This is a genomic window from Sediminibacillus halophilus, assembly GCF_900103695.1.
Taxonomy (GTDB): domain Bacteria; phylum Bacillota; class Bacilli; order Bacillales; family Amphibacillaceae; genus Sediminibacillus; species Sediminibacillus halophilus.
In genome coordinates, this window is the sequence record NZ_FNHF01000006.1 from 33,571 (window position 1) to 57,240 (window position 23,670).

General features: G+C 44.8%; 25 protein-coding genes. 12 read left to right on the forward strand and 13 right to left on the reverse strand.

Annotated elements, in window-relative coordinates; translation table 11 throughout:
• Positions 1 to 343: 343 nt before the first annotated feature.
• Genes BLR82_RS16830 through BLR82_RS16840 form a run of 3 tightly spaced genes read left to right on the forward strand, consistent with a single transcriptional unit; the run spans position 344 to position 3,098 of the window.
• Positions 344 to 1,027: a hypothetical protein gene (locus BLR82_RS16830; protein WP_074600616.1), complete on the forward strand. Its 684-nt coding sequence runs from the start codon at positions 344 to 346 to the stop codon at positions 1,025 to 1,027.
• 1 nt (position 1,028) lies between these two features.
• Complete coding sequence (locus BLR82_RS16835; protein ID WP_074600617.1) at positions 1,029 to 2,432, forward strand: efflux RND transporter periplasmic adaptor subunit; 1,404 nt, start codon at positions 1,029 to 1,031, stop codon at positions 2,430 to 2,432.
• A gap of 24 nt (positions 2,433 to 2,456) precedes the next feature.
• A complete protein-coding gene (locus BLR82_RS16840; protein WP_074600618.1) occupies positions 2,457 to 3,098 on the forward strand; it encodes a VOC family protein in 642 nt (213 codons plus the stop codon).
• 17 nt (positions 3,099 to 3,115) lie between these two features.
• Here BLR82_RS16840 and BLR82_RS16845 read toward each other — a convergent pair whose 3' ends face one another.
• The 3 genes from BLR82_RS16845 to BLR82_RS16855 form a co-directional block, all read right to left on the reverse strand.
• On the reverse strand, positions 3,116 to 3,610 hold the full coding sequence (locus BLR82_RS16845) for a GNAT family N-acetyltransferase (RefSeq protein ID WP_074600619.1): 495 nt from the start codon (positions 3,608 to 3,610) through the stop codon (positions 3,116 to 3,118).
• Between the two features lie 62 nt (positions 3,611 to 3,672).
• Entirely contained in the window at positions 3,673 to 3,993 is a 321-nt protein-coding gene (locus BLR82_RS16850; RefSeq protein ID WP_074600620.1) for a thioredoxin family protein, read from the reverse strand.
• A 126-nt stretch (positions 3,994 to 4,119) separates the two neighbouring features.
• Positions 4,120 to 4,932 carry a DUF368 domain-containing protein gene (locus BLR82_RS16855; RefSeq protein ID WP_074600621.1) on the reverse strand — a complete coding sequence of 271 codons (813 nt, stop codon included), beginning with the start codon at positions 4,930 to 4,932 and terminating at the stop codon, positions 4,120 to 4,122.
• A gap of 178 nt (positions 4,933 to 5,110) precedes the next feature.
• Here BLR82_RS16855 and BLR82_RS16860 point away from each other — a divergent pair, with 178 nt between their 5' ends.
• The 3 genes from BLR82_RS16860 to BLR82_RS16870 all read left to right on the forward strand — a co-directional run bounded on the left by BLR82_RS16860 (position 5,111) and on the right by BLR82_RS16870 (position 7,659).
• Complete coding sequence (locus BLR82_RS16860; protein ID WP_074600622.1) at positions 5,111 to 6,088, forward strand: AAA family ATPase; 978 nt, start codon at positions 5,111 to 5,113, stop codon at positions 6,086 to 6,088.
• A 153-nt stretch (positions 6,089 to 6,241) separates the two neighbouring features.
• The gene (locus BLR82_RS16865; protein ID WP_074600623.1) at positions 6,242 to 7,051 is read left to right on the forward strand and encodes a DUF2935 domain-containing protein; all 810 of its coding nucleotides are present in this window, start codon (positions 6,242 to 6,244) and stop codon (positions 7,049 to 7,051) included.
• 101 nt (positions 7,052 to 7,152) lie between these two features.
• Entirely contained in the window at positions 7,153 to 7,659 is a 507-nt protein-coding gene (locus BLR82_RS16870; RefSeq protein WP_074600624.1) for a cupin domain-containing protein, read from the forward strand.
• 43 nt (positions 7,660 to 7,702) lie between these two features.
• Here BLR82_RS16870 and argS read toward each other — a convergent pair whose 3' ends face one another.
• The gene (gene argS / locus BLR82_RS16875; RefSeq protein WP_074600625.1) at positions 7,703 to 9,391 is read right to left on the reverse strand and encodes an arginine--tRNA ligase; all 1,689 of its coding nucleotides are present in this window, start codon (positions 9,389 to 9,391) and stop codon (positions 7,703 to 7,705) included.
• A gap of 397 nt (positions 9,392 to 9,788) precedes the next feature.
• Between argS and BLR82_RS20855 the strand changes: the two genes are divergently transcribed.
• Entirely contained in the window at positions 9,789 to 9,956 is a 168-nt protein-coding gene (locus BLR82_RS20855; protein ID WP_074600626.1) for a YfhE family protein, read from the forward strand.
• A gap of 390 nt (positions 9,957 to 10,346) precedes the next feature.
• On the opposite strand, the gene BLR82_RS20860 is transcribed toward BLR82_RS20855, so the two are convergent.
• Positions 10,347 to 10,442, reverse strand: a complete 96-nt coding sequence (locus BLR82_RS20860; RefSeq protein ID WP_110943307.1) for a putative holin-like toxin — start codon at positions 10,440 to 10,442, stop codon at positions 10,347 to 10,349.
• Between the two features lie 200 nt (positions 10,443 to 10,642).
• On the opposite strand from BLR82_RS20860, the gene BLR82_RS16890 reads away from it, so the two are divergent.
• Positions 10,643 to 11,341, forward strand: a complete 699-nt coding sequence (locus tag BLR82_RS16890; RefSeq protein ID WP_074600628.1) for an ABC transporter ATP-binding protein — start codon at positions 10,643 to 10,645, stop codon at positions 11,339 to 11,341.
• Complete coding sequence (locus BLR82_RS16895) at positions 11,331 to 12,677, forward strand: ABC transporter permease (RefSeq protein WP_074600629.1); 1,347 nt, start codon at positions 11,331 to 11,333, stop codon at positions 12,675 to 12,677. Before BLR82_RS16890 ends, BLR82_RS16895 begins: the two co-directional genes overlap by 11 nt.
• 261 nt (positions 12,678 to 12,938) lie before the next feature.
• Here the strand turns inward: BLR82_RS16895 and BLR82_RS16900 are convergent, their stop codons facing one another.
• From BLR82_RS16900 to BLR82_RS16925, 6 genes are all read right to left on the reverse strand, one after another.
• On the reverse strand, positions 12,939 to 13,748 hold the full coding sequence (locus tag BLR82_RS16900) for a ZIP family metal transporter (RefSeq protein WP_074600630.1): 810 nt from the start codon (positions 13,746 to 13,748) through the stop codon (positions 12,939 to 12,941).
• Positions 13,749 to 13,997: 249 nt separating this feature from the next.
• Entirely contained in the window at positions 13,998 to 14,279 is a 282-nt protein-coding gene (locus tag BLR82_RS16905) for a YkvA family protein (RefSeq protein ID WP_074600631.1), read from the reverse strand.
• 38 nt (positions 14,280 to 14,317) lie between these two features.
• Positions 14,318 to 15,400 (reverse strand): PQQ-dependent sugar dehydrogenase, encoded by a 1,083-nt coding sequence (locus BLR82_RS16910; RefSeq protein ID WP_074600632.1) that lies wholly within the window; start codon positions 15,398 to 15,400, stop codon positions 14,318 to 14,320.
• 222 nt (positions 15,401 to 15,622) lie between these two features.
• On the reverse strand, positions 15,623 to 17,452 hold the full coding sequence (gene typA, locus BLR82_RS16915; protein ID WP_074600633.1) for a translational GTPase TypA: 1,830 nt from the start codon (positions 17,450 to 17,452) through the stop codon (positions 15,623 to 15,625).
• A gap of 134 nt (positions 17,453 to 17,586) precedes the next feature.
• Entirely contained in the window at positions 17,587 to 18,909 is a 1,323-nt protein-coding gene (locus BLR82_RS16920) for a sensor histidine kinase (protein WP_074600634.1), read from the reverse strand.
• Positions 18,906 to 19,601, reverse strand: a complete 696-nt coding sequence (locus BLR82_RS16925; RefSeq protein WP_074600635.1) for a response regulator transcription factor — start codon at positions 19,599 to 19,601, stop codon at positions 18,906 to 18,908. The genes BLR82_RS16920 and BLR82_RS16925 overlap by 4 nt, the downstream gene beginning before the upstream one ends.
• A gap of 187 nt (positions 19,602 to 19,788) precedes the next feature.
• Between BLR82_RS16925 and BLR82_RS16930 the strand changes: the two genes are divergently transcribed.
• A complete protein-coding gene (locus BLR82_RS16930; protein WP_074600636.1) occupies positions 19,789 to 21,117 on the forward strand; it encodes a S1C family serine protease in 1,329 nt (442 codons plus the stop codon).
• Positions 21,118 to 21,248: 131 nt separating this feature from the next.
• Here BLR82_RS16930 and BLR82_RS16935 read toward each other — a convergent pair whose 3' ends face one another.
• Positions 21,249 to 21,566 (reverse strand): hypothetical protein, encoded by a 318-nt coding sequence (locus BLR82_RS16935; RefSeq protein WP_074600637.1) that lies wholly within the window; start codon positions 21,564 to 21,566, stop codon positions 21,249 to 21,251.
• 193 nt (positions 21,567 to 21,759) lie between these two features.
• Between BLR82_RS16935 and BLR82_RS16940 the strand changes: the two genes are divergently transcribed.
• The gene (locus BLR82_RS16940) at positions 21,760 to 22,215 is read left to right on the forward strand and encodes a GNAT family N-acetyltransferase (protein WP_074600638.1); all 456 of its coding nucleotides are present in this window, start codon (positions 21,760 to 21,762) and stop codon (positions 22,213 to 22,215) included.
• A gap of 28 nt (positions 22,216 to 22,243) precedes the next feature.
• On the forward strand, positions 22,244 to 22,642 hold the full coding sequence (locus tag BLR82_RS16945; protein ID WP_074600639.1) for a GNAT family N-acetyltransferase: 399 nt from the start codon (positions 22,244 to 22,246) through the stop codon (positions 22,640 to 22,642).
• Between the two features lie 226 nt (positions 22,643 to 22,868).
• On the opposite strand, the gene BLR82_RS16950 is transcribed toward BLR82_RS16945, so the two are convergent.
• Positions 22,869 to 23,570 carry a TraR/DksA C4-type zinc finger protein gene (locus BLR82_RS16950; protein ID WP_074600640.1) on the reverse strand — a complete coding sequence of 234 codons (702 nt, stop codon included), beginning with the start codon at positions 23,568 to 23,570 and terminating at the stop codon, positions 22,869 to 22,871.
• Positions 23,571 to 23,670: the final 100 nt, after the last annotated feature.

Below are 23,670 nucleotides of genomic sequence, written 5' to 3' on the forward strand. Positions count from 1 at the left end.
TTCCATATTGATTATTGCTTTTTACTCCACACAGTTGGTGTAAAATCATCTTAACTGGGTTCTTCTTTGAAAAAATGTGTATTTCCGAAGCGAGGACTTCCACTCTTCCTTAGGATCAAAGTTCGTTGTTCGTTCGTTTTGTCTAAAACAACAACCTTTTCAATGACAGTCTTTTATATAGTAATAGATTCCTTATTATGCATAAATCAAAACAAACGTATGCGACCATCGACTGTTTATCAGGACTTTCGACGTATTTTGTGATTCTGTTAGAATTTTTTGGAAAGGTAAGATAAAATAAAAGAATAATAGTCGAAACAATAGAGACATAGGGGATGACTTCATGATTTATCGTAGCAATTTGATCAGGCTGCTTTTACATACCGAGGACCATCTCTTTCGCATAAGAGAGGCAGAAAAAATCACCAACGCAATAAAATTAATATTCTTGTTGACCGGTTTGTCTATCGTCATTTTTGGATGGAGCGCATGGCTGGGAATCGGATCTGATCCGTTGTCTTCCCAGGCACTTACCAGTCCGCCAACAGATTATGAACTGGAAAAAGTGTGGTTTTTCTTTGGTCGGCTGCTGTACGGCTTGCTGTTTGCTCTCTTTATTTTGTTCATCCCGTCGCTGATCTTTCATGCAGCATATCAAATCAGTTACACCAAACTGCTGATTGTCCAACTCGTGGTTTTGCTAGCTATGCTTTTCGAAAGAGTGATTTGGATTCCGTTATTTGTTTACGCTGGATTGGAATGGCAGGTCTCACCGCTTTCGTTCGGAATTCTTGCTTCTTACATAACCGATGCTCCGTTTTTCATCTATTTTTTCGGTGCTGCGTCCCTTTTCCAGCTATGGATCATCTTTTTTCAAGTCCGATGCATAGCTAGTCTTGGATCTGTCCGACTTCGCTGGGTGTGGACAGGTGTACTGCTGCTTCACTTGGCTTATTGGGTTTGCGCGGCGATATTCTCCATGGATGGGATGTACTTGGTCGATTTGATTACGGAAAGGGGGAACTAGGATGTGGCGGAAAAAGATGACAAAAAGGATCGTGGTTCCTGCCGTTCTTTTGTTTATCGGCCTCAATATTTTACTGGTCATTTTCGACGCCGATCAGACAATCGAGAAAAAATCCTATGTGAAACAGTGGACACAGGTTTTCACGCATGATTTGTATAATACTTCCTCTACTGAAGGGATTCTGACACCTGCAGAAGAGACCCCGGTTTACTTCGATGATGACCAAGGACAATTCCTGCAATTTCTCGTCGATAAAGGGGAACATGTACAAACAGGAGACGGATTATTCGAGTACAAGGTAAAAGACTATCAGGAAACGGAAGCACGATTACAGCAGCAAACGGAACAACTTGATGAGGAGATCGCTGCAATCGAAAATGCGATTGTCCAAATCAATGCCTATCAATTTTCCGAATCAGAAACCATCCCTTCCTCTTTACCAAGCTCGCTTTCCCCGTATGGAGCAGACGCCGCCAATAATACGGATTCGGTAGCGGAACCGGAGACAAGCACAGAATCTGACTCCTCTTCCATAGAGGAAGCCAAGTATCTAAAAGAACAATACTTAGCAGAAAAGCAAATCGAGCTGGCCGAAAAACAAGCGGCGCTGAACAACACTCAAGCACAGCTTGCAGAACTGGCCGCCGGAGGGGACACGGTGACGGTCGAGAGCCCTGTGGCAGGCATTGTGACGGAGTTAAATCAGTCTTTGGCAAATCCATTGACTGTCGTTTCGAGTGAAGAGCTGATAATTGAAGGAACATTGCCGGAAGGAAAGCGAAAAATGATCGAACAAGGCATGGAAGTAAAGATTTCCATTCCGGATGCTGCTATCCAGTTGAATGGAACCATCCAGGCCCTTGCTGATGTTCCCGAACAAAAAAAGGAAAAAGGAAAAAGCGACTACCGTTTTCAAATACAGTTCAACGAAGAGTCCCACCAAAACAATGAGGGTGGCAGTGGCATAACAGAAGAGCCAACGGATGAAACAATTGGGCAAACAACCGAAGAAGCAGCTACCGTTTCCGAACCGGAAGAACCCCTGTTAGCGGGCTACCATGCCGATTTAGAAATTATAACCGAACAAGAGCTTGACTCAGCTGCTGTGTTCACCCGTCAGCTGGCAAAGGACAAATTAATCCCTTCCCTTTGGGTGTTGAACGAGAACGGAAGATTGGAACTGCGTCCGATTGAACTTGGCCTCAACATGGATGTTTACCAGGGCATAGCCTCAGGAGCTTCGGCAGGAGATTGGATCGTGGATAGCGAAAAAGGATACCAACAGGCCGGAACGCAATTTGTAACACCAATTAAAGAAAATCTCGTTCCCTGGCGGCAAATTTTCTATGGAAACAAAGGCACATTCAAGCCGGCATCTTTTTTGACCGGAATTGTTTCACGCTAAAAGGAGAACAGGAGGTAATCTCAAATGCTTGCATTAGACCATCTAATTGTCGGCTGTGCCAATGCAAAACAAAAAAGCGAGGAATCTTCGCTTATCGTCGTGCAAGGGGGAACGCACGAGCAATGGGGAACCTATAATTATCTCGGCTACCTGAAAAATGCGTGTTATGTCGAATGGCTCTCCCCCTTCGATTACAACAAAGCAAGAGAGGCAGAAAATCCGCTGATCCATGATTTGCTTGAACATCTATCGGTCCCTTCTGCTGGTAACGCGATGCAGTTTGCTTTGCGAACAGAAAACATGGATTCCTATATCGAGCATTTTCGTCGGCAGTCTATTCCTTTCACCGGCCCGTATCCAGGCAGTAGAGTCAGAAAGGACGGGACGAAATTGGAATGGCGAATGCTGTTTCCGATAGGTGAAACGGAGTTTAAGCTTCCATTCTTAATCGAATGGGACGGTACAGGGAATACAGCTCCAAATGCAGAAACCGTCAACCCTCTGTCCATTCAGACAGTCCAATTCGGAGTCAAAGACGTGGAGCATGCCCGGCAGAAAATGGAGTGGATTTACGGTTTGGATAAAACAGATGACGGATCTTGGGGACTGACTAACGCCAAACTGGAACTGACAACGGGAAATGGACTCTCCTTCTCGATAGGGTGAGTCCACTTCTCGCTTTTTCACAGTATTTTATCATAATAACGTAAGGAATCGTTTTTTTCTTCCACGTACTTCTCTTGGAGATAGTGATATCCATTTGCTTCGAATAGATGCCGGGCGGAAGCATTTTTAGAAAACGTGTCAGTCTTTATGTAATCAAGGCCCTTTTGTTTCGCGACCTTTTCGGCGTGCTGGTATAAGCCAGTGGCAATCCCCAACCCACGGTACTGAGGATCGACTGCCACCCGTTTCACGGTGAGCGCCTTTGCCGGGCTTCGCCAGTCGACGGATGGGTACTCGTCATGTTCCTTTTCGCTGAGACAAGCTGCCCCGACAATTCGTCCATCCTGTTCAGCTACGTACAAATCACCGGCCACGATGTCACCTTGATAATGGCTTGGTAAAGGATAGGTGTGATCCCATTGATAATTTCCCTGTCGATTCATTACCTCAACGGAAGCCTTAACGATTTCCATAATCCGCTCTAAATCCTTCTTTTCTGCTTTTCTGATCATTCATTTCCCTCCTGCTGTCTAGTAAAAAAACCCTACCGTAAGACGGTAAGGTTTCTCTTGGATTAACCCAGTTGCTGACCGAGAAACTCCTGTACTTCTTCAGGCGTTTTCGTATAAGCGCTGTGTTGATGGGCAAGCTTTTCCCCATTCTGAAAGATCAACAGGCTTGGAATTCCCATTACCTCATGCTCTTCCGCCAATCCCTTCACTTCATCACTATTTACTTGATACCATTTATATTGATTATACTCATCAAGAATATCGCCAATAAACATATCCATCCGCTTACAGTCCGGGCACCAATCCGCATAAAATTTAACGATGACAGGTTCCGCAGAATTGATTACCTCTTGGAACTGTTCGTGCGTTTTAATTTCTTCCATTGTTCTACACCCCTTTCTTTGCAATAAAACTACCACCGGTACCGCTGATATTCAAGTTTTACGCTTGATAGAAACCACCCATCGAGTAAACTTCTATCAGACTACGAGCTGATTAAAAATGCTCGTCTACTCATATTCCACCTTGCCAAGCAATACCGCTGCAGCCAGACCGGCAGCAAATGTGACGATACTGAGGATTACTATCGGCAGTTCCTGCGGCCACCCGGGAAAAATAACCACCACAGAACCAATGACAAGCCCTATTACCAGTGCATAGGTTGCTGATGGATACCTTGCCAGAAAGTAATGAATAATTTTACTCATCACGATGATTCCGATAAGGATACCGGCACCTACCACAAAAATAATATCCAGCTTAAAATTAGATATAGCGTTGATGATGGTCGTATAGGCTCCGATAATCAGCAAAATCAAAGACCCGCTGATCCCCGGCAGAATCATTGCACTGCTGGCAATAAAACCGGCAAAAAACAAGTACACGTATGTACCGATGTCAAGGTTAACGATCTTGTCCGGTTCGTCGGCAGGGAAAAAAGCAATGGAAGCTACCAGAATGGTGCCAAGCAGCAGTAGGATGACATGATTCACTTTAAAATTTTGCTTCGCCTCTGCTTTATGAAATAGAAAAGGCAAGACACCGATAATCAGCCCGAGAAAGAAAAACTGTGTCGGGCCCGGATAATGGTCGAACAGCCATTCAATCAGGTTGGCCAGCGCAAAGACTGCTCCGACGATTCCCACACCCAAAGGGACCAGGAAGCCGAGATGCTGTTTCCATTCCTTGCTGAAAAAACCGTTCACCGAAGCGATCAGTCGATCATAGATCCCCAGGATTACTGCTATCGTTCCGCCGCTGACGCCGGGTACTACATCACTGGCCCCCATCAGCAAGCCTCGATAAATATTTTTCCATTCCATACAATAATGGTCTCCTTTAAATTAACGACTTGGTACAGAGAATATCATACCAAAAAAGTGTCCACATTTATATGAATTTTCCGCCCGTATCTCCTAGTTAACACTTCTCCTTCACTCCATAAGAATATAATGGTTTATTCGAGGGAAACAGAAAGAGAGGATAGGAGGTGGTTTTGCTATGCCGACTGTTCATTTGATGGCAGGCATCCCAGGCAGCGGAAAAAGTTTTTTTGCAAAAAAACTGGCCGCGTCGGAACAAGCTGTTTACATATCCAGTGATGAGATACGAGAGAATTGGTACGGAGATGCCAGTGTCCAAGGGGACAACAGCAGACTATTTGAAGATATCCGCAGGAGGATTCGCAATTATCTGGCCGGTGGAATGGATGTCGTCTTCGATGCCACCAATCTATCCAGAAGGAAACGGATCCATTTTACCCGTAACGACGTACGCGGCTTCCCAGTAGTCGCCCACGTCCTCTGCACTCCTTTTTCTGCTTGTCTGGCCAGAAACCAACAGCGGGAGCGCAAGGTGGACGAACAGATTTTGGAGCGGATGTATAAACAATTCGAACTGCCTTTTTCCGAAGAAGGTTTCTGCCGGGTGGCATACTATGCTCCCGATTTATCGTTTGATCCTGTTCTTAAACAAGACATCAAGCGTATTATGGGTGAAGCTTTTTCCTATCAGGATTTTTTTCAAGTTCTCAATCACTTGCCCGGCTTTCCGGAAATTTATGAACTCTCTCACGATTCCAAATTGCATCATTTATCGGTCAGCAGGCATAGTTACTTCATCCATCAAGAAGTAGTGGAACAATATCACGGACCGGACAAGGAAAAATTGCTCTGGCTTAGTATGTTGCATGACATTGGCAAAGGATTCTGCAAATCGTTCCTCAATTTCAAGGGAGCGAAACAGAAATACGCCCGCTTTGACGGGCACGAAAACGTCAGCGCCTATTTGGCCGTTCAGCTATTGAAAAACCTGGAATATTCTCATGAGTTTATTCACTCAACAGCAAAGCTGATCAGCCTGCATATGCTGGAAGCCGAAACATCGAAAAAAAGACGTAAAAACGCCAATAAACTTTTGCATCCAGAAGAAAAACAAGTCCTGGACCACTTCGCCATTCTCACCCGTCAATTACGATAGTGCATCGAGGGACAGTCCCCCACCGATTTAGCGCGACGCAGTGTTACTTCGATGGGGGACTGTCCCTCGATTTTCTTGCTTGGAAAAACAGTGATAATCCTCCTATTGTGTAAATACACTTAATTGATACTTCTTTATAGGGGGATGATTGTTATGGGTGATTTTATTGATAGTGCCATGTTTGAACATCGGTTCTGGCTACAAGTTTTGGGAGATCACGCCCGCTTTATCCGTGATTCTCTGTATCCATCGGAGAAAAAGGATGTCGAGTTGGCCAAACAATTCGTCAACCGATTTGACACGCTGCTAGAGGAAACGGATACGATTACTCATTCAAATGTGATTGCCTTTACCAAACGGGCAGAGTCCACTGTGGATGAGATGAAAGCATTCAAGCTGTCAATCATTGAACGTCATTTAACCGGAAAAATTGGCATCCATTTGACTCCTACGTTTATCAATCATATGGTCAACGAGTTGGAGGAATACCAGCTCGTCATCCGTTATTTAAAACAGGGTGAATCACCACCGATTTTCCATGAATTGCATCACCATTTAGTCTGGATCCTGGATGCATCTGGCCATGCCGGCGCCATTAACGACGAACTTGATGGAGTAGAAAAGCGGCTCAAGAAAAAGAGCAAGGATTTCAGCAAGCATTTCGATCAGTTCTATATAAAAGCCGTCGAGCTTACTGGCTATCTTCGAACCAACCTGGAATCATTCCCTGCCTTGAATCGGTTTAACAGCGACGTACAAATCGAAATCAACCTGTTCAAGACGTTTTTGCACGAACTGGAGGAAATGGAGTTGTCGGAAACGGTACTCGGAACATTCTCCGGTTTAATGGCAGATCATATGTACCGGGAAGAATGTTACTACCTGATGAAACTGGCAGAATCCACCCAGTCGGCCCCTCCCGAATGTGATCCGACCTCGCCGAGACTACAGGATCCCCATTGATTATGAAATAACCATCGCGACCCTCTTTCTCCTGCAAACAGTTTTCCAACCGGTTTGGCCTTACACGGATAGTGGAACAAGTTTGCTGAAGGAGTGATACGATGACTAGGGATAGGATTTCTACTTTTTTGTTTTCGGATGACGGAAAGATCCCGAATAACTCGATCCTTCCGTTAGTGGTGTATCCGGAAGTGTTATTGGACCGGGTAGTCGATTGTGAAATGATCTTTAACGGGAATAACTGGCTTAACAGTTGGACTGGCGGAGTGTTCGATTACCATCATTTCCACAGCAATACCCACGAAGTACTTGGCATCATCAGCGGCAAGGCATTGATTGCGTTTGGCGGGGAACAGGGGAAGGAAATTCCTGTTGCAGCCGGCGATGTAGTCGTAATCCCTGCAGGGGTCGGACACAAAAAAGTCGAATCAAGCTCCGATTTCAGCGTGGTAGGTGCATACCCTGATGGGGCTCGGCATGATTTACTGACCGGCAAACCAGAGGAAAGGGAACAAGCACTTGAGAATATTGCAGAAGTTCCTGTCCCCGAACTGGATCCCGTGTTTGGGGAAGACGGACCTCTATTGGAATTATGGACGAAAGTTTAGCAGAAAAAGGCTGTCCGCAATTCCACAGGACAGCCTTTTTGTTCTACATTTCTTCCGGAGCCGTTATCCCAAGCAAACGCAAGCCTTCTTCTAAGACAACGGACACCGCAAAGGTAAGTCCCAAACGTTGCCCTTTCCACTTCCCTTCCTCCAGGATACGTGTGCCAGCGTAGTATTTGTTGAAAGCCTGGGCAAGGTCGATGACGTATTTTGCTATTTGTGATGGATCATCCTGTTCTGCCGCACGGTGGACCACCGTTGGAAAAACGTCCAATAGTTTCACAACTGGCCATGCCTCCAGATCACACCCGATCACCTCGTCTGCAGCCGGTTGATACTCTCCTTTACGCAATAGAGAGCAAGCTCGCGCAAAGGTGTACTGCACGTAAGGACCAGTTTCTCCTTCCACTCGAAGCATATCTTCCAAAGAGAACTCAATGTCATTATGACGATGGTTTTTTAAATCATGAAAAATAACTGCTCCGACTCCGACCGTCTCAGCAACCGATTGTTTATCAGCAAGCCCGGGGTTTTTTTCCTCTATATTGTTTTTCGCCAATTCAATCGCTTCCTGTAAGATATCCTCTAAAAGGACAACTTTGCCTTTTCGTGTCGACATCTTCTTTCCTTCTTTGAGGATCATTCCAAACGAAACATGGCGGATATCCTCCCACCAAGAATAATCCATTTTACGCAAGACAGCTTTGAGTTGCTGAAAATGCAAACTTTGCTCGTTTCCGACCACATAGACAGACTTGGAAAATTGATAGGTTTCCCTGCGATAAACAGCCGCTGCTAAATCTCTTGTGGCATAAAGGGTTGCCCCATCCGATTTTTTAATCAGGCATGGAGGCAGGTTATCTTCACTTAACTCCACCACCATCGCTCCTTCTGATTCCGTCAGCAGCTGCTTCTCTGTCAATACATCGATAATATGCTGCATTTTGTCATTGTAAAACGCCTCCCCCTCATCAGAGTCGAAGGATATGCCGAGCAGCTTGTAAATCTTGTCGAATTCTCGCAACGACTCTTCCCGGAACCATTTCCACAATGCTTCTGCATCTTCATCGCCTTCTTCCAGTTGTTTAAACCAAAAGCGTCCCTCTTCCTCCAGTTCTGGAGATTGTTCTGCCTCTTCGTGAAAACGGATGTAAAGAGCCAACAGCTCCTTTATGGTGTTTTTCTTTACCTTTTCTTCGCTCCCCCATTTCTTATAGGCGGCAATCAGCTTGCCAAACTGTGTTCCCCAATCCCCCAGATGATTAATTCGCACTGTCTTATAGCCGCATTTTTCCGCGATAAGGGCCAACGAGTTGCCGATGACAGTAGAGCGCAGATGGCCAAGTGAAAACGGTTTGGCGATATTCGGTGACGACATATCGATCGCAACCACCTCTCCCTGGCCACCTTGGCTGTTTCCATAATTTTGCTCCTCTTGAATGATCTTTTGCAAAATGGCATTGGCTGTTTGTTGCTTATTAAGAAATACATTCAAGTAGGCCCCTACCGCTTCCACTTTTTCATAGTCATTTGTTTCTAATTCATTTGCTGCTTTTTGGGCAATCAATGCCGGATTTCTGCGCATCTTTCCGGCCAGTGGATAACAAGGAAACGCCAAATCACCATGCTCTGGTTGTTTCGGTACTTCTATCAAGTGAAAGATACTGTTCCGATCAAGGTACTCCCCGAATTGTTTTTCCAAATCCGCTGCAAATTGTTCCTTAGTCTTCATTTTTTCTCCTTTCCCAATCAGTCTCCCGCTAAAATAAAAAACTCCCGCCTCCTGTAAAAAAGAGACGAGAGTCTGTTCCCGCGGTGCCACCCTAATTGTTCAAATTGAACCTGCTTTGATGAGATATCGGCCACTAACCGGCGGTTCCTACTGTCCGTTCAAAACCGCTGTCCAGAAAGTCCGGTTCCACACTTCTTCCGCATCGGGCTTCCACCATCCCCAATTCGCTAAAGCTTCCAAAGGAGTACTCTCTTCCTGATCGACAATTTGAATATTATCTCCATTATAGAGAATCAGCAAAATTATGCAAGTTCTTTTTTCCTTTTATGTTTTACCTCCCAAGCATCCGGGGTACAGGAATAAGGAAATCCCAAATCCAATGAAAGGATGAAACAAAATGGCGAAAAAAACGCAATATCAGCCTATTAGAGGAGAAGGGGTACAATTATCGGATGCACAGGAAGTGCGTTATGCAAAAGAATTCAAGCAGGCTGACATAGCCGGTGGCTATCGACGGGAAAGAGTAAAAGAAGCTAAAAGTGAAAATCCTGACTTGTTGAAATAATCCATCGTTTTGTATAGAGGGCTGTCCCAAAGGTCGCATGCGGCACTTGGACAGCCCTTTCTTTGTAGAAGGCTGCCACAAACTGCTGGATTTCTGGAGGAGCGGAACACCCTCTCGGAAAAAGGATACAATTTCAGGCGACAGATGGACTTGTTCAAAGCGTCCATGCCTTCTATCGTAGTAAACATCGCTTCTTTTCCTGCTGCGAAAACCGAGAAATATTTTTGACCATTTTTCTTGTTTTTTTATCAAAAGGAAAACAAAATGTGGTATCATAATAAGAGATAACATGCATGAAATTGGCCGCAGCTGCAACTGCGGCCCTGGATAGCCGTTCCTTCAGGGGATCGGCCTGGCGAATAGACCTCTCCCTTTTACCGGCAGGGAGGTCTATTTTTTATTGGTCAATTTAATTACCAATGTGAACAACGCAATGAGAAAGGTTCCAAACGAAAACATGACCATGAACACCTCAAACGTTTCCACTGGCATCACCCCCGATCTTCCCTGACATGGGAGCTAGCCGACCCACCCTCCTAGAACAGCCTATCCTATCGCTTAGTATAACACAAAAACGAACATATGTTCCCTGCCAATAAAAAAACCCTACTTTTTTCTTAAATTATTTGTAGACCTTTCCCTTTTTTGCCCGTCTACATAGTGAATAGCATTCAGGGGGGAAAAACGTGATAACTGTAAAAAACTTATATCATCACTTTGAACTAGGCAAAAAAGGGAACAAAACAACCCTTTCCGTATTACAAGATATTTCTTTTCAAGTGAAGGAAAAAGAAATTGTAGCCATCAAAGGTCGGAGCGGTTCCGGAAAATCAACCCTTCTTCATTTAATCAGTGGCTTCATTCACCCTGTGAAAGGGGAAATTTGGATTGATGGCACCAAAGTAACCGATTTGAATGAGACTGATTTTGCCGCTTTCCGGTTGCAGCATCTAGGGTTCATCTTTCAAAACTTTCAGCTTATTCCTAGTATGACTGCTTATCAAAATGTAGAGCTTCCATTGATTCTGTCCGGAGCGACTCAGGAAAAGCGAAAAGCAGTCGTCCAGGAAACTTTACGAAAAGTAGGATTAGAAAACCACGGTGAACATTATCCCAGCGAACTATCCGGAGGACAGCAGCAACGCGTGAGCATAGCCAGGGCGCTTGTGTTGAACCCGCCGCTTATCTTGGCCGATGAACCAACCGGGAGCCTGGACAGTGAAACAGAAGAAAATCTGTTGGAATTAATTCAACAGCTAAACGAAGAGATGGGAATCACCTTTCTGATTATCACCCATGATGATCAAGTTGCCCGGATTGGTAATCGAACAATCGAAATTGCCGACGGGGCATTGGTGGAAGGAGGCGTTATCCATGAAATTTAAGGATCAATTTCAATTTGTCCGGCAAAACATGAAGAAAAACAAAGTCCGGGTGTTCATGACAATGCTGGCTACGGCAATTGGGTGTGCATTTCTTATCGTCCTTGCTTCTGTGGGCTTTGGCCTTCATGATTCCTTGATACAGGACACCATGCAAAATCGTGCTGTGACAGAAATCCAGGTACATGGTAAAGAAACTGATGGTTCTTATCAAGCTTTGAAAGACGAAGATATTGATTATTTTGAATCGATCAGTGGTGTCAGAGCTGTAACAAGAAAGAAACAACTACAACAGTCACCCGTTTTCTCGATTAATGACTACCAAGTCCAGACGATGGCGATGACCACTGATTTCCCATCGGAAATGAAAGCCGGACTTGAGTTGTCAAAGGGAAAACTTCCTGAAAAAGACAACGAAATCGTCGTCGGCCATGATTTCGCTTCCAGACTGGCAAAAAGCAATATAAGTGATGAAGAGCTTTATAATGATCAAGATCAGGTAAAAGAAAAATACCAGTACGATGGGGACCTTATTGGCAAAGAAATCGAGATGAAAGTGGTTCAAATAGAGGACAATGAGGAAAAGTCACATACGATTCCTTTGACGATTTCAGGAATTACCGAAGCCCCTAACAGAGAATGGTTTCAAGATCAGAATGTATATATATCTGAATCGGTATTGAAAGAGGTAGAACAATTTACCGGGACGAATCGGGGAATGATTACCACACCTGGTCAAGAAGATATGTCCTCCGGTCAGCAACAAGAGGATTCCTATGATCAAGTGACCATTTATGCTGAAAATATGGAAGTGGTACAAGAAATTTCCGATGAATTGAAAAACAAGAACTATGCTTCCTATTCCGTCGTTAGTGAAATCCAACAAATCAACATGATATTTACCATCATCAAAACGGGACTCATCATCGTCGGCACTATCGCTGTGCTGATTGCGTCCATCGGTATCTACAACACCATGACAATGGCTGTAACCGAACGGGCTCCCGACATCGGAATCATGAAAGCAATCGGAGCAAAACCGAAAACGATTAAACGGATATTCTTATTGGAAAGTGGCATGATCGGATTGGCCGGAGCTATTATCGGGACAGCTATCGCTTTTATTGTTAGTATGGCAGTGAACATTGCGCTTCCTTTGATTCTCGAAAGTGTATTTAAGGAGGAACTGCCACCAGAACTGCGCTTTTCCATGATTCCATGGTCGCTTGTCCTAATTGCTGCAGGTATCTGCTTGTTGGTCACGGTTTTATCCGGTTTACGTCCAGCCAGACGCGCGACTCAAATCGATGTATTAAAAGCAATGCGTCGCGAAGTATAAGCAACAGCAAAGTGAATACATGGCGAAAAGGAGACAGACCTATTTACCAACAGGTTCGTCTCCTTTTTTTTAGGATATCAGAAAATATAAGTTCTTGAGGTGCTGTCCAGCTCCTATCCCCTCGAGGCCCTTAGCCCAATCTCTATGCGGCAAAGGGAGCTACGCCGCGGCTCAAGCTTGTCGGCGGCCCATGCTGGTGTTGCCGCAGGATGTGGCGGATTTAGCCTGTACTCCTACATACAGGCATTTCTGCTTTTCTACTTATCCAAGCGCTACGTCTAATATCATCATAACTGCGAAACCGACCATCAAACTCATCGTAGCCAGCTGCACATGCCCTTTCTCCTGCGATCCAGGTATGACTTCTTTTGCGACTACAAATATCATCGCCCCAGCGGCAAAGCTTAACGCATAAGGCAGAAGCGGCTGGATAATCACGACGGCCAAAGCTCCTACAACAGCCGCCATCGGTTCCACCATTCCGGAAAATTGCCCGTAGTAAAAACTTTTCCATTTCGACATCCCATCTCTTCGAAGCGGTAGGGAAACAGCTGTGCCCTCCGGAATATTTTGAATTCCGATACCAATTGCCAACGCAATCGCTCCCGATAAAGACGCGGTGGTGAATTCTGACGACAAGGCACCGAATGCCACCCCGATTGCCAAACCCTCAGGGATATTGTGCAACGTAATGGAGAAGACGAGCATTGCGGTTCGCCGCTTTGCCTTTTTATCCTTAATATCCTTGAAATATAAACGTTCGTCGATATGCGGCATCACGCGATCTACCAGCATCAGAAATAATCCTCCAAGTAAAAAACCCGTCACAGCCGGAACCACTGGTGGAAATCCCTGCTCTTCTGCCATTGAAATGGCCGGAGCCAGCAAGGACCAAAAACTTGCTGCAATCATGACACCGCCTGCGAAAGCGAGCATGCTGTCAAACAGCTTTTGATTTGCCTTCTTGGTAAAAAAAACAAACGAAGCACCTAAAGCCGTACTTGCCCAGGTAAATATCGTAATGACTAGTGCTTGTAACACAGGACTCAACTCAGAAAACCATTCCGCCACAAAGACATCTCCTTTTACAAATCTATTCCAAACCAGCAAGCGTTTTTGACTTGCGCATATTTGTTTACCTAAGGAAAAACTATCCCTTCATCAGTGTATGACTCTCTACCTAAAGTGTCAATCAATTTCCGTTTTTTATTTTCCAACGACTATGAGAGATATCCACTAAGGTTCTTATCTTCATCTTCTTCTCCAAAACGATCGAGAAAAAAACCCTGCCCGGCAGGCCGGCAGGCAGGATTTTTTTGTTTATATTTTGTTAAGGCCATGTTTTTCTTTCAACGTTTCCGGGGCCATCTTAACCATTTGCTGAAGAATGAAACCTGCAACCGCTACATCGTCGAATATCCCGAAAACCAGAAGAAAGTCGGGGATGATGTCAAACGGAAACAAAATATACCCGATAATAAGCACAATTGATATTGTTTTGGTTGCCAAACTTACTTGTTTAGATAGGAAAAAATCCTTTAAAAAGGGCAATGACTTTCTAAAGTTAACCAAGAACTTCAATCTGCGTACAAATCTCAACATATATGCCTTCCCTTTCTTCTCTGTTCAGCTTTTTTTGATCAATCATCTGCCATGAACAGCAGCCGGTCATCTTGCTCCACCGGTGTCCCGCGTCCATCGGTATTATTGGTGATAAAGTACACACCATCATTGGTTGCTAATACGTCCCGGATGCGGCCATATCCTTCGACGACCGCTTCCTGGCTGTTTGATTCCGGGTCAAACCTGCGAAGCGCCTCGCCCCGCAGACTGGCAAACAAAAAAACTCCATCTTTGTAATCCATTCCCGATGGCGCCCATGTATCTTCCCCGGAATGAATCAGCGGTGTTTCCATTTCCCGCTGTTGTTGGTCACCTTCTATTTGCGGCCAGCCATAATTGTTGCCCGGTTGGATTAAATTAATTTCATCGTGGGCCTGGTCACCGTGTTCCGTTGCATATAAATTACCCTGATCATCCCATGCCAAACCTTGAGGATTGCGATGGCCCCAGCTATAGATGGCCGACTGTGAATCTGGGTTGTCTGTTGGAATGCTGCCATCCTGGTTCAAGCGCAAAATACTTCCCGATAAGCTATCCGGGTTCTGAGCGGCACTTTGTTTCGTGGCATCCCCTACAGTCACATACAATTTATCATCCGGTCCTATCTCTATCCTTCCTCCATGATGTACCTGTCCTCCAGGGATGTTATCGAGCAAGACCCCGGTTTCCTTCCACCTGTCTGCTATTTCTTTCACCCTGGCTACCCGCTGGTAGACATTTTGACCACTGGTATAAGAATAGTAAATGAAGGCTTCCTTATTCTCTGAAAATGAATCCGGGAACGCGAGTCCGAGCAATCCGGCCTCTGGCACCTCTGCCAAAGTTTCATCCAATTGGACTGATTTTCTTGCTAACTCCTCATCATCTAAAGAAATTTCCACGATAGTACCCGTCCGCTCACTTATATAAAGGGTGTTTTCCCATTTTACTATTTCCCATGGTTCTTCCAGTCCGGAGGCGACTGTCTCGACATCATTTTTACCGGATAACGTGCCTTCCGGTTGAATGTCATCGGATTGGTTACTTTCTGGCTTGCTGGAATCGGAACATCCTGAAACAATTAGCAGGAATAATACACCTGCCAAAGCTGTTTTCTTCATATTTCCCCTCCATTATTCCTTAATTACCTACTGTCATTCTGTTTCGACTATTCTTACCGATAACCCTTCCGTAAAAAAATAATAGGAAAAACAGCTTAAGTGCTGAGCAAGCCCGAAGTGCGTGTCTTTGTCACGAGGGAATTGGCTTAAAGAGTGGAATACACAATCTGTACGGTAATAAAAAAAACAGCGGCCTCTGGCCGCTGTTTTTCGAATTTCAGTTTATACCGTTTTTTTCTTTTTCGCTGCTTTTTCCCGTTCATTTTTGTTGAGGATCTTTTTGCGAAGGCGGATCGACTCCGGTGTAACTTCACAATATTCATCATCGTTCAAATACTCGATTGCTTCCTCAAGGGTCAGCGTCCGCGTTTTACGGATGGTTGCCGTTTGATCTTTCGTTGCAGAACGAACGTTAGTCAAATGTTTTTCTTTCGTTATATTAACTGTCAGGTCGTTGTCACGGTTATGCTCCCCGACAATCATCCCTGCATATACATCTGTTCCTGGTTCGACGAAAATCGTACCGCGATCTTCCAGTCCCATGATGCCGTACGTGGAAGCTTTGCCATTTTCCAGTGCCACAAGAACACCCTGGCGCCTTCCGCCTACTGGTCCTGGCAAGAGAGGTTCATAAGAATCGAACGTATGGTTAATGATTCCGTAGCCTCTTGTTTGTGTCATAAACTCGGTTGCATAACCGATCAAACCGCGGGAAGGAACCTTAAATTCCATACGGACTTGTCCGTTCCCGTGATTGGCCATGTCGATCATTTCCCCTTTGCGGGAACCGAGCGATTCCATAACAGCTCCTTGGTGTTCCTCCGGCACGTCCACTTGGACACGTTCAACCGGTTCACACTGCACACCGTCAATTTCCCGGATGATGACCTGCGGTTTCGAAAGCTGAAGCTCATAACCCTCACGCCGCATATTCTCGATAAGAATCGACAAGTGCAATTCACCGCGTCCTGATACAGTCCAGGCATCTGGTGATTCCGTTTGTTCTACGCGCAAACTGACGTCTGTTTCCAATTGGGTCAGTAAGCGTTCTTCAATTCTTCTGGACGTAATATACTTTCCTTCCTTGCCGGCAAAAGGACTGTTATTAATCACAAATGTCATTTGCAAGGTTGGTTCGTCAATTCTCGGAATCGGCAAGGCTTCCTGCTGATCCTGCGGACAGACGGTCTCGCCAACGTTGATGTCTTCCATTCCTGCCAAAGCAATGATGTCTCCCGCTTTCGCTTCTTCGATTTCAATCCGTTTCAGACCAATAAAACCGAACAGTTTGGATACGCGGAAAGACTTGACAGAACCGTCTTTCTTCATCAGCGCCACCTGCTGCCCAACCTTGATGGATCCTCGGAATATCCGACCAACGCCGATTCTTCCTAAATAATCATTATAATCCAGCAAGGTAACCTGGAATTGCAATCCTTCATCCGAATTATCGATTGGCGCCGGAATATGGTCCATAATGGTAGAGAAAACCGGCTCCATTGTTTCTTCCTGTTCTTCCGGTTCATTGCCGGAAGTACCGTTCAGCGCAGAAGCATATACCACTGGGAACTCCAATTGGTCGTCATCTGCACCAAGCTCGATGAACAAATCAAGTACTTCATCGATAACTTCTGCCGGGCGGGCATTCGGCCGGTCAATCTTGTTAAGCACAACAACTGGAGTAAGTTTTTGCTCCAGCGCTTTTTTCAACACAAAACGGGTCTGCGGCATACAGCCTTCGTAAGCATCGACCACAAGCAAAACACCGTCAACCATTTTCATAATCCGTTCTACTTCACCGCCGAAGTCAGCGTGTCCTGGAGTGTCCAAAATATTAATACGAGTGTCTTTATAATTAATAGCCGTGTTTTTCGCTAAAATTGTTATTCCGCGCTCTTTTTCCAAATCGTTTGAATCCATCGCACGTTCATCGACCTGTTCATTCTCACGAAAGGTTCCAGAATACTTCAACAGCTGGTCCACTAACGTCGTTTTCCCATGGTCAACGTGGGCAATGATTGCAATGTTGCGAAGATCTTCTCTTAATTGCATAATGAATATACTCTCCTCTTTTGTATCGAATTCTACATTCCGACTACAACCAATCTATTGTAACACAAACATAAAGAAGATGGTATACCATTCCCGTTCAGCGAAACATCTAAAAGCATTTTCCCGTTCCTTTCTTATAAATGAATGGAAAATAGTGCACCACCGCTCTCAGAGGTGCCAACGGTTATCCGTCCGCCTGATCGTTCAATGATCGCCCGGGAAATCGCCAAGCCCAGACCTGTTTCACCACCCTCTCCTTTAACAAATCGGTGGAATAGATGTGGCATTAGGTCTGTCGGTACGCCTGCTCCATCATCCGCTACTCTGATAATCACCCCATCAGCTTTTTCGACACTGACTGTTACAACAGAATCAGCATGCCGGATGGCGTTGGCCACAATATTCATCATTGCCTGTAACAGCTTTTCTTTATCAGCTGTCAGGGTCACATCATCGATACCAGATGTGTCCAGTTTTACGTTCTTTTCATTGGCCAGTGGCAAAGCCCTCTCCATCGTTAGTTTGATTAAATCAGCTGCTTTTATGTTTTCTTCCCGATAAATATTTTCTTCGCTATCTAGTTTTGCCAATAAAATCATTTCGTTGATGATTTTTTTCAACCTGCCGATTTCGGCCACCATCACTTCGAATCCCCTCTCGGATTCCTCTCGTTCAAATACTCCGTCCCTTATCCCCTCGGCATAACCTTGGATTGTCATCAACGGTGTCTTCAGTTCGTGGCTGGCATTTTGGAAAAATTGGCGTTGCGATTGGATATAGCGTTCCAGTTCCTGAGCCATTTCCATGACACTTTCTTCCACTTCTTTGATTTCGCCACTGGCATTTACCGATTGAATCTCGTTGAATTGCCGTTTTTCAATTTTTTTGACCTGTTCCTTCAATCTTGTCAATGGTGTCACCAGACGATTGGTCATGTAATAACTCAATAATACTGCCACAAGAATTCCTACAGCAAATACGATGAGCAAAATACCGATAAAGTTCCGCTGAACTGCCTGTAAGTCATTGAGCGGCGTCACTAAAATCAATTCCCAGGCAGGAAAGCGTGGGGAAAAGCTCATTCTGGACACCACATAACGCTCATTTCCCGCTTTCCATAACGGCTGTTCGTTTTGCGATAAATCGTAGTTATTCACCCAATTTTCCGCAACATCACGGGGCAGGTTGGTAATGATTGTGTCTTCCGAGCCTCCGCTACGGTAATAAAAGATCCCCTGCAGCTTCAAATCCTCCAACAGTCCAGATAACTGCTGCATATTGAGGCTGGGAGATTCGTTGATCATACCGGTGATGATTCTTCCGTTTTTCTCCAGTTGGGTTTGTTCGTTGTGAATCAGTAAATTCAGAATCAAAGAATAAATGGTGAACGCGGCAACAGACATGATGACTACCAGTAAAGTGGTAAACGCAATGTTGAGTTGGGACTGTAGCTTCATTTTGATTCCTCTTTTTCTATTTTCAGACGGTAACCATAACCCCACACCGTCTCAACCGGAAGTCCGTCTATCTTTTTCCGCAGCCGTTTGATCAAGTCATCGACAGCACGATCACTGCCGAAGTAATCTTCTCCCCATACCTTTGTAAGCAATTCTTCCCTTGAAAAGGCACGGTTTTGGTTGGTGATAAAGATATTTAGAATCTCAAACTCTTTAGCGGTAATTTCCACTTCCTCGCCTTCCCACAAGACCAGTCTTTCATTTGGATAAAGTACAAGGCTGCCCGCCTGAAGCTTCTTCTTCTCATCCTTTTTTTCCGGACGGGTTCTGTCCACTCGTTTGAATAACCGCTTGACCCGGGCTACCATCTCTCTTGGACTGAATGGCTTGGTTAAATAGTCATCACCGCCCAATTCCAACCCGAGGATTTTATCCAGTTCCTCATCCTTCGCCGAAATGATGATGATCGGCACCTCGCTTTCTTGCCGGATGGTTTTGCATAACTCATACCCGTCTATTCCCGGCAACATAATATCGAGGATCCACATATCAGGTGGATCATTTTTCCATATTGTCAACGCTTCTTCTCCGCTTTCCACTACCGTAACCTGGTAACCATCTTTTCTTAGATAAGCCGAGACGATATTGCGAATGTTCACGTCATCCTCCACTACAACAATGCTGTGTTTCATCAAAACGCCTCCCTACTTGTTATATTGTCGCATATCTCCACCGATTGTCGATTCCCTTTTAAGAATTCCACACTTTTTACACAATTTTACCAAAGGACTGCCGAACCCGCTGATTACAATAAGAAATGTAGACGCGATAGCAAACATATTTCCCTAATAAATAGCACAAAGAAAGGTGTGAGTTTACATGCATGAAAATGAACATCAACACGAGCATGATCACGAACACGGCCAAGAGAATGAAAAGCAGGTATATATGGAAAATGAACAAGATGCAAACACACAGCCGGCTTCTCAACCAAAAAAAACGGGCAACGTTTCCAGTTCAAATAAAAAGGGTTATTTTATCAGTGGTATTACTGGTGGATTGATTGTCGCCATCATTGGTCTGTTATTAATCTATACCAATATTCTACCATTACAATCCCTGAATTCTGAATCTCAAAGCGCGGACACGCAAACAGGCTCCGAGTCCGCCGACAGTGATAACATCACTCTGACGGCAAACACGTCGGACGACCCGGAAGTAGAGAGCGCACTTGAAAAATCTGCATCGGCTGTTGTCGGCGTATCCAACTTACAGAAAACAACAGCAAATTTCTGGGAGCAACCAGATGATACACAAGAAGCCGGAACAGGCTCCGGTGTCATCTATAAAAAAGAAAATGGCAAAGCCTATGTCGTTACGAATAATCACGTCATAGAAGGCGCGAGCGAAGTAGAAGTTTATTTACAAGATGGTACGACGGTCAGCGCCAAAATTCTCGGTGCTGATGAATTGAGCGACCTGGCCGTGTTGGAGATTGACGGCAGCAAGGTCGATACTGTCGCAACACTAGGTTCTTCCAATGACTTGAATGTCGGTGAAACAGCAATTGCCATCGGTAACCCGCTTGGCATGGAATTTGCCGGATCGGTCACCAAAGGAATCATCAGCGGACTGGAACGTTCGGTAGAAATAGATTCCAATAAAGATGGGGTAGCAGATTGGACCACAGAAGTCATCCAAACCGACGCTGCGATAAATCCAGGTAACAGCGGTGGCGCACTAGTCGATGGAAATGGGGAGTTGATTGGTATCAACTCAATGAAAATTGCCGAAAGTGCTGTAGAAGGAATCGGGTTTGCCATTCCAATCGATACAGCAAAGCCAATTATCGAAAAGCTTGAAACAGAAGGTTCCGTCTCCCGTCCGTTTGTCGGAATAAGTGCCATGGACCTGGCCACTGTTCCTGAGCAACATAAACAGGAAACATTGCAACTGCCTGAAGATGTAGAAGAAGGAATCGTTGTTGCGCAGGTGCAATCCGGCTCTCCGGCAGAACAAGCGGGATTGAAAAAGTATGATGTCATCACCCAAATCAATGATCAAACGATCGGGTCGATGCTTGACTTAAAAAAATACCTTTATGATGAAACGGAAGTCGGCGACCAAGTGGAAGTCACCTATTACCGAGATGGTGAAAAGCAGAACACCTCGCTGACCCTGAGTGAACAGGACGAGCAAACAAGCTAAGCAGCAAACAAACCTCGGCGGACAACTCCCCCGAACGCCGGGGTTTTATATAGATAGTCCAGTCTGCAAAAAATGCAGACTGGCAATTAATAATGATCCTCCTCTTTTTATGACAAAAGCGGCATCTGCTTCTAACGCAGATGCCGCTTACTATTTTCCGGATTTTCCATTCGATCAAGAATCATCGTTAAGATGCCCAGACACACACCAATGAGTACAAACAGCAGGACAAACTGCAAAATCACCAGCGCAAAAATATTATCAACATTTCCCGCCAGCCACTGGCCTCCATAGTAAAAACAAACGAATGCAACGGCGGCTGCCATCACAAACAAGATAGAAATCACCCCGGTCACAAGCGGGTGTAAACGACGAATCGTTTTTCTATGTTTGACGGCCAGGTAAACCAGACTGAGAATAAACAGCAACAATAAAAACAAAGTGCTCACAGTAACATCCCTCCGCAACCAAATCCTTATTTTAAATTTCCCTTCGCTCCTCGGCATCAAACACGGATAATTTGATACAATGGAAAAAACGCGGGGCGCCTTGTTTACCCCTGCTAAAAAGAACGCCATCGGGCTTTAACAGAGAAAAATATGCAGGCAGCTATTATCCATCTGAAAAACAGGGGGAAAGACTATGGAAATACATCAAATCACTGACAAAAAAATGGTTCCAATGAACTTATTGTTATTGGCGGATCCCAACCAACAGATTGTGGAGAATTATCTGGGTGACGGATACTGTTACGGGGCCTATCAGCGGGGCAACCTGATCGGTGTCTATGTATTGATTAAAAAATCATCGGGTATAGCTGAGATTGCCAATATCGCGGTTCAGCCAGATCGCCAAAACGAGGGAATCGGTCGTAAACTGATCGAGCACGCCATTGGCGAAGCCAAAAACCTAGGGTTCGAGCATATCGAGATCGGCACGGGTAATTCAAGCATCGGGCAGCTTGCTTTATATCAAAAGTGTGGTTTTCACATGCAAACGATTATCAAGGACTTTTTTACGGACAATTACGATGAACCCATTGAGGAAAATGGCATAACCTGCAGGGATATGATTCGCCTATCGAAACAGTTAACCTGAACAGGATAAAACACAAGGGGGAGTTACCGTGACGGTAAAGTATACAATCGGCGAGAAGGTTAAGTGTGAGGAACTGGCAGAAGTGTTTGCCTCATCCGGCATAAAGCGGCCTTATGAGGATCTGGAACGGATGAAAAAAATGATTGAATCAGCAGACTTACTGGTTACAGCACGGGATAACGGTAAGCTGATTGGCATAGCCAGAGCATTGACTGACTATTGCTACTGCTGTTACTTGTCGGATTTAGCAGTCGACAAACAATACCAGCAACAAGGAATTGGAAGTCAATTGATTTCCTATGTCCAAACGGAAATCGGTGAAGAAACAGCATTGATTTTGCTTTCCGCGCCTTCCGCAATGGAATACTATCCAAAAGCAGGTTTTCAAAAAGCGGACAACGCTTTTCTCATACCGCGAAAAAAATAAGGATTTATTACAGGGAAAAGTTAGGATATAACATAAATCCACTTGCAAAAACCGAACGAGTTCGAATATTTTAGGATTTCGAATCATCGTTCGGTTTTTGTTTTGGCTATTATGCTTTTGTCCCACCTATTCTTTGATTTTGGCACTGGCAATTAGCGGGACTTCTTTTGCCTGCGTAAGGTAAAAGAAGGCTTGCAGACTGGTTTAGATCAGACTACTTTTTCGTCTAATCATAAAGGATGGAGTTTACTTCGTTCTCGTCGAGGTAATCTTCGTATTTTTCGTGTGCGGGGTTCACACCGCTGAATTTCCCATCGATATCGGCCGTCAAGAAGTTTTCAATTTCTTCCGCAGCACTTACTAATTCATCGGAATTGAAAAACATATCCTCATAATCCTTTTCTGTGTCATAAAAGTCTGACGGACTTTCGGAGGATCCATATTTAGCAACGCGCTGCCAGGAATCCTCCGCATCAAAAATGGTGGATTCTTCTTCCTCCACTTCTGTCTCCATCTCATTGACACTTGGATGGAAAACATCTTCTTCTGCCGGCCGGTCGTTGGAAATGTCATCCTCGGCGTGTTTCAGGCACCTTGTGGTGGTCGGCATCGCTTCCAGTCGTTCAAACGGAATGTCATTGCTGCACACTTCACAAACACCATACTGCCCACTTTGTATCACGTTCAAGGCATGGTTGATATCTTTCATTTCCTGTTCTGCATGATCATTCAAGGCTATATCCTTTTCCCGTTCATAAAGCTCTGATCCATGGTCGCCGGGATGGTTATCATAATTCGATAACTCTCCCATTGATTCCTTGATCAATTCATACTGCGTTCCATAATGATCTTCAAGATGATCGGCCAGGTGACGCTTGCGTTCTGTTAACATCTTTTCACACTTTTGCAGCTGTTGTTGCGTTAGCACATTATCGCCTCCTGCTATGAAAGACCATGCAGAACATTCTTAGTATATCCGAAAACAATCCGCCAACCAGTTAAGATTTTGGAAATTCAGTGGGGACTGT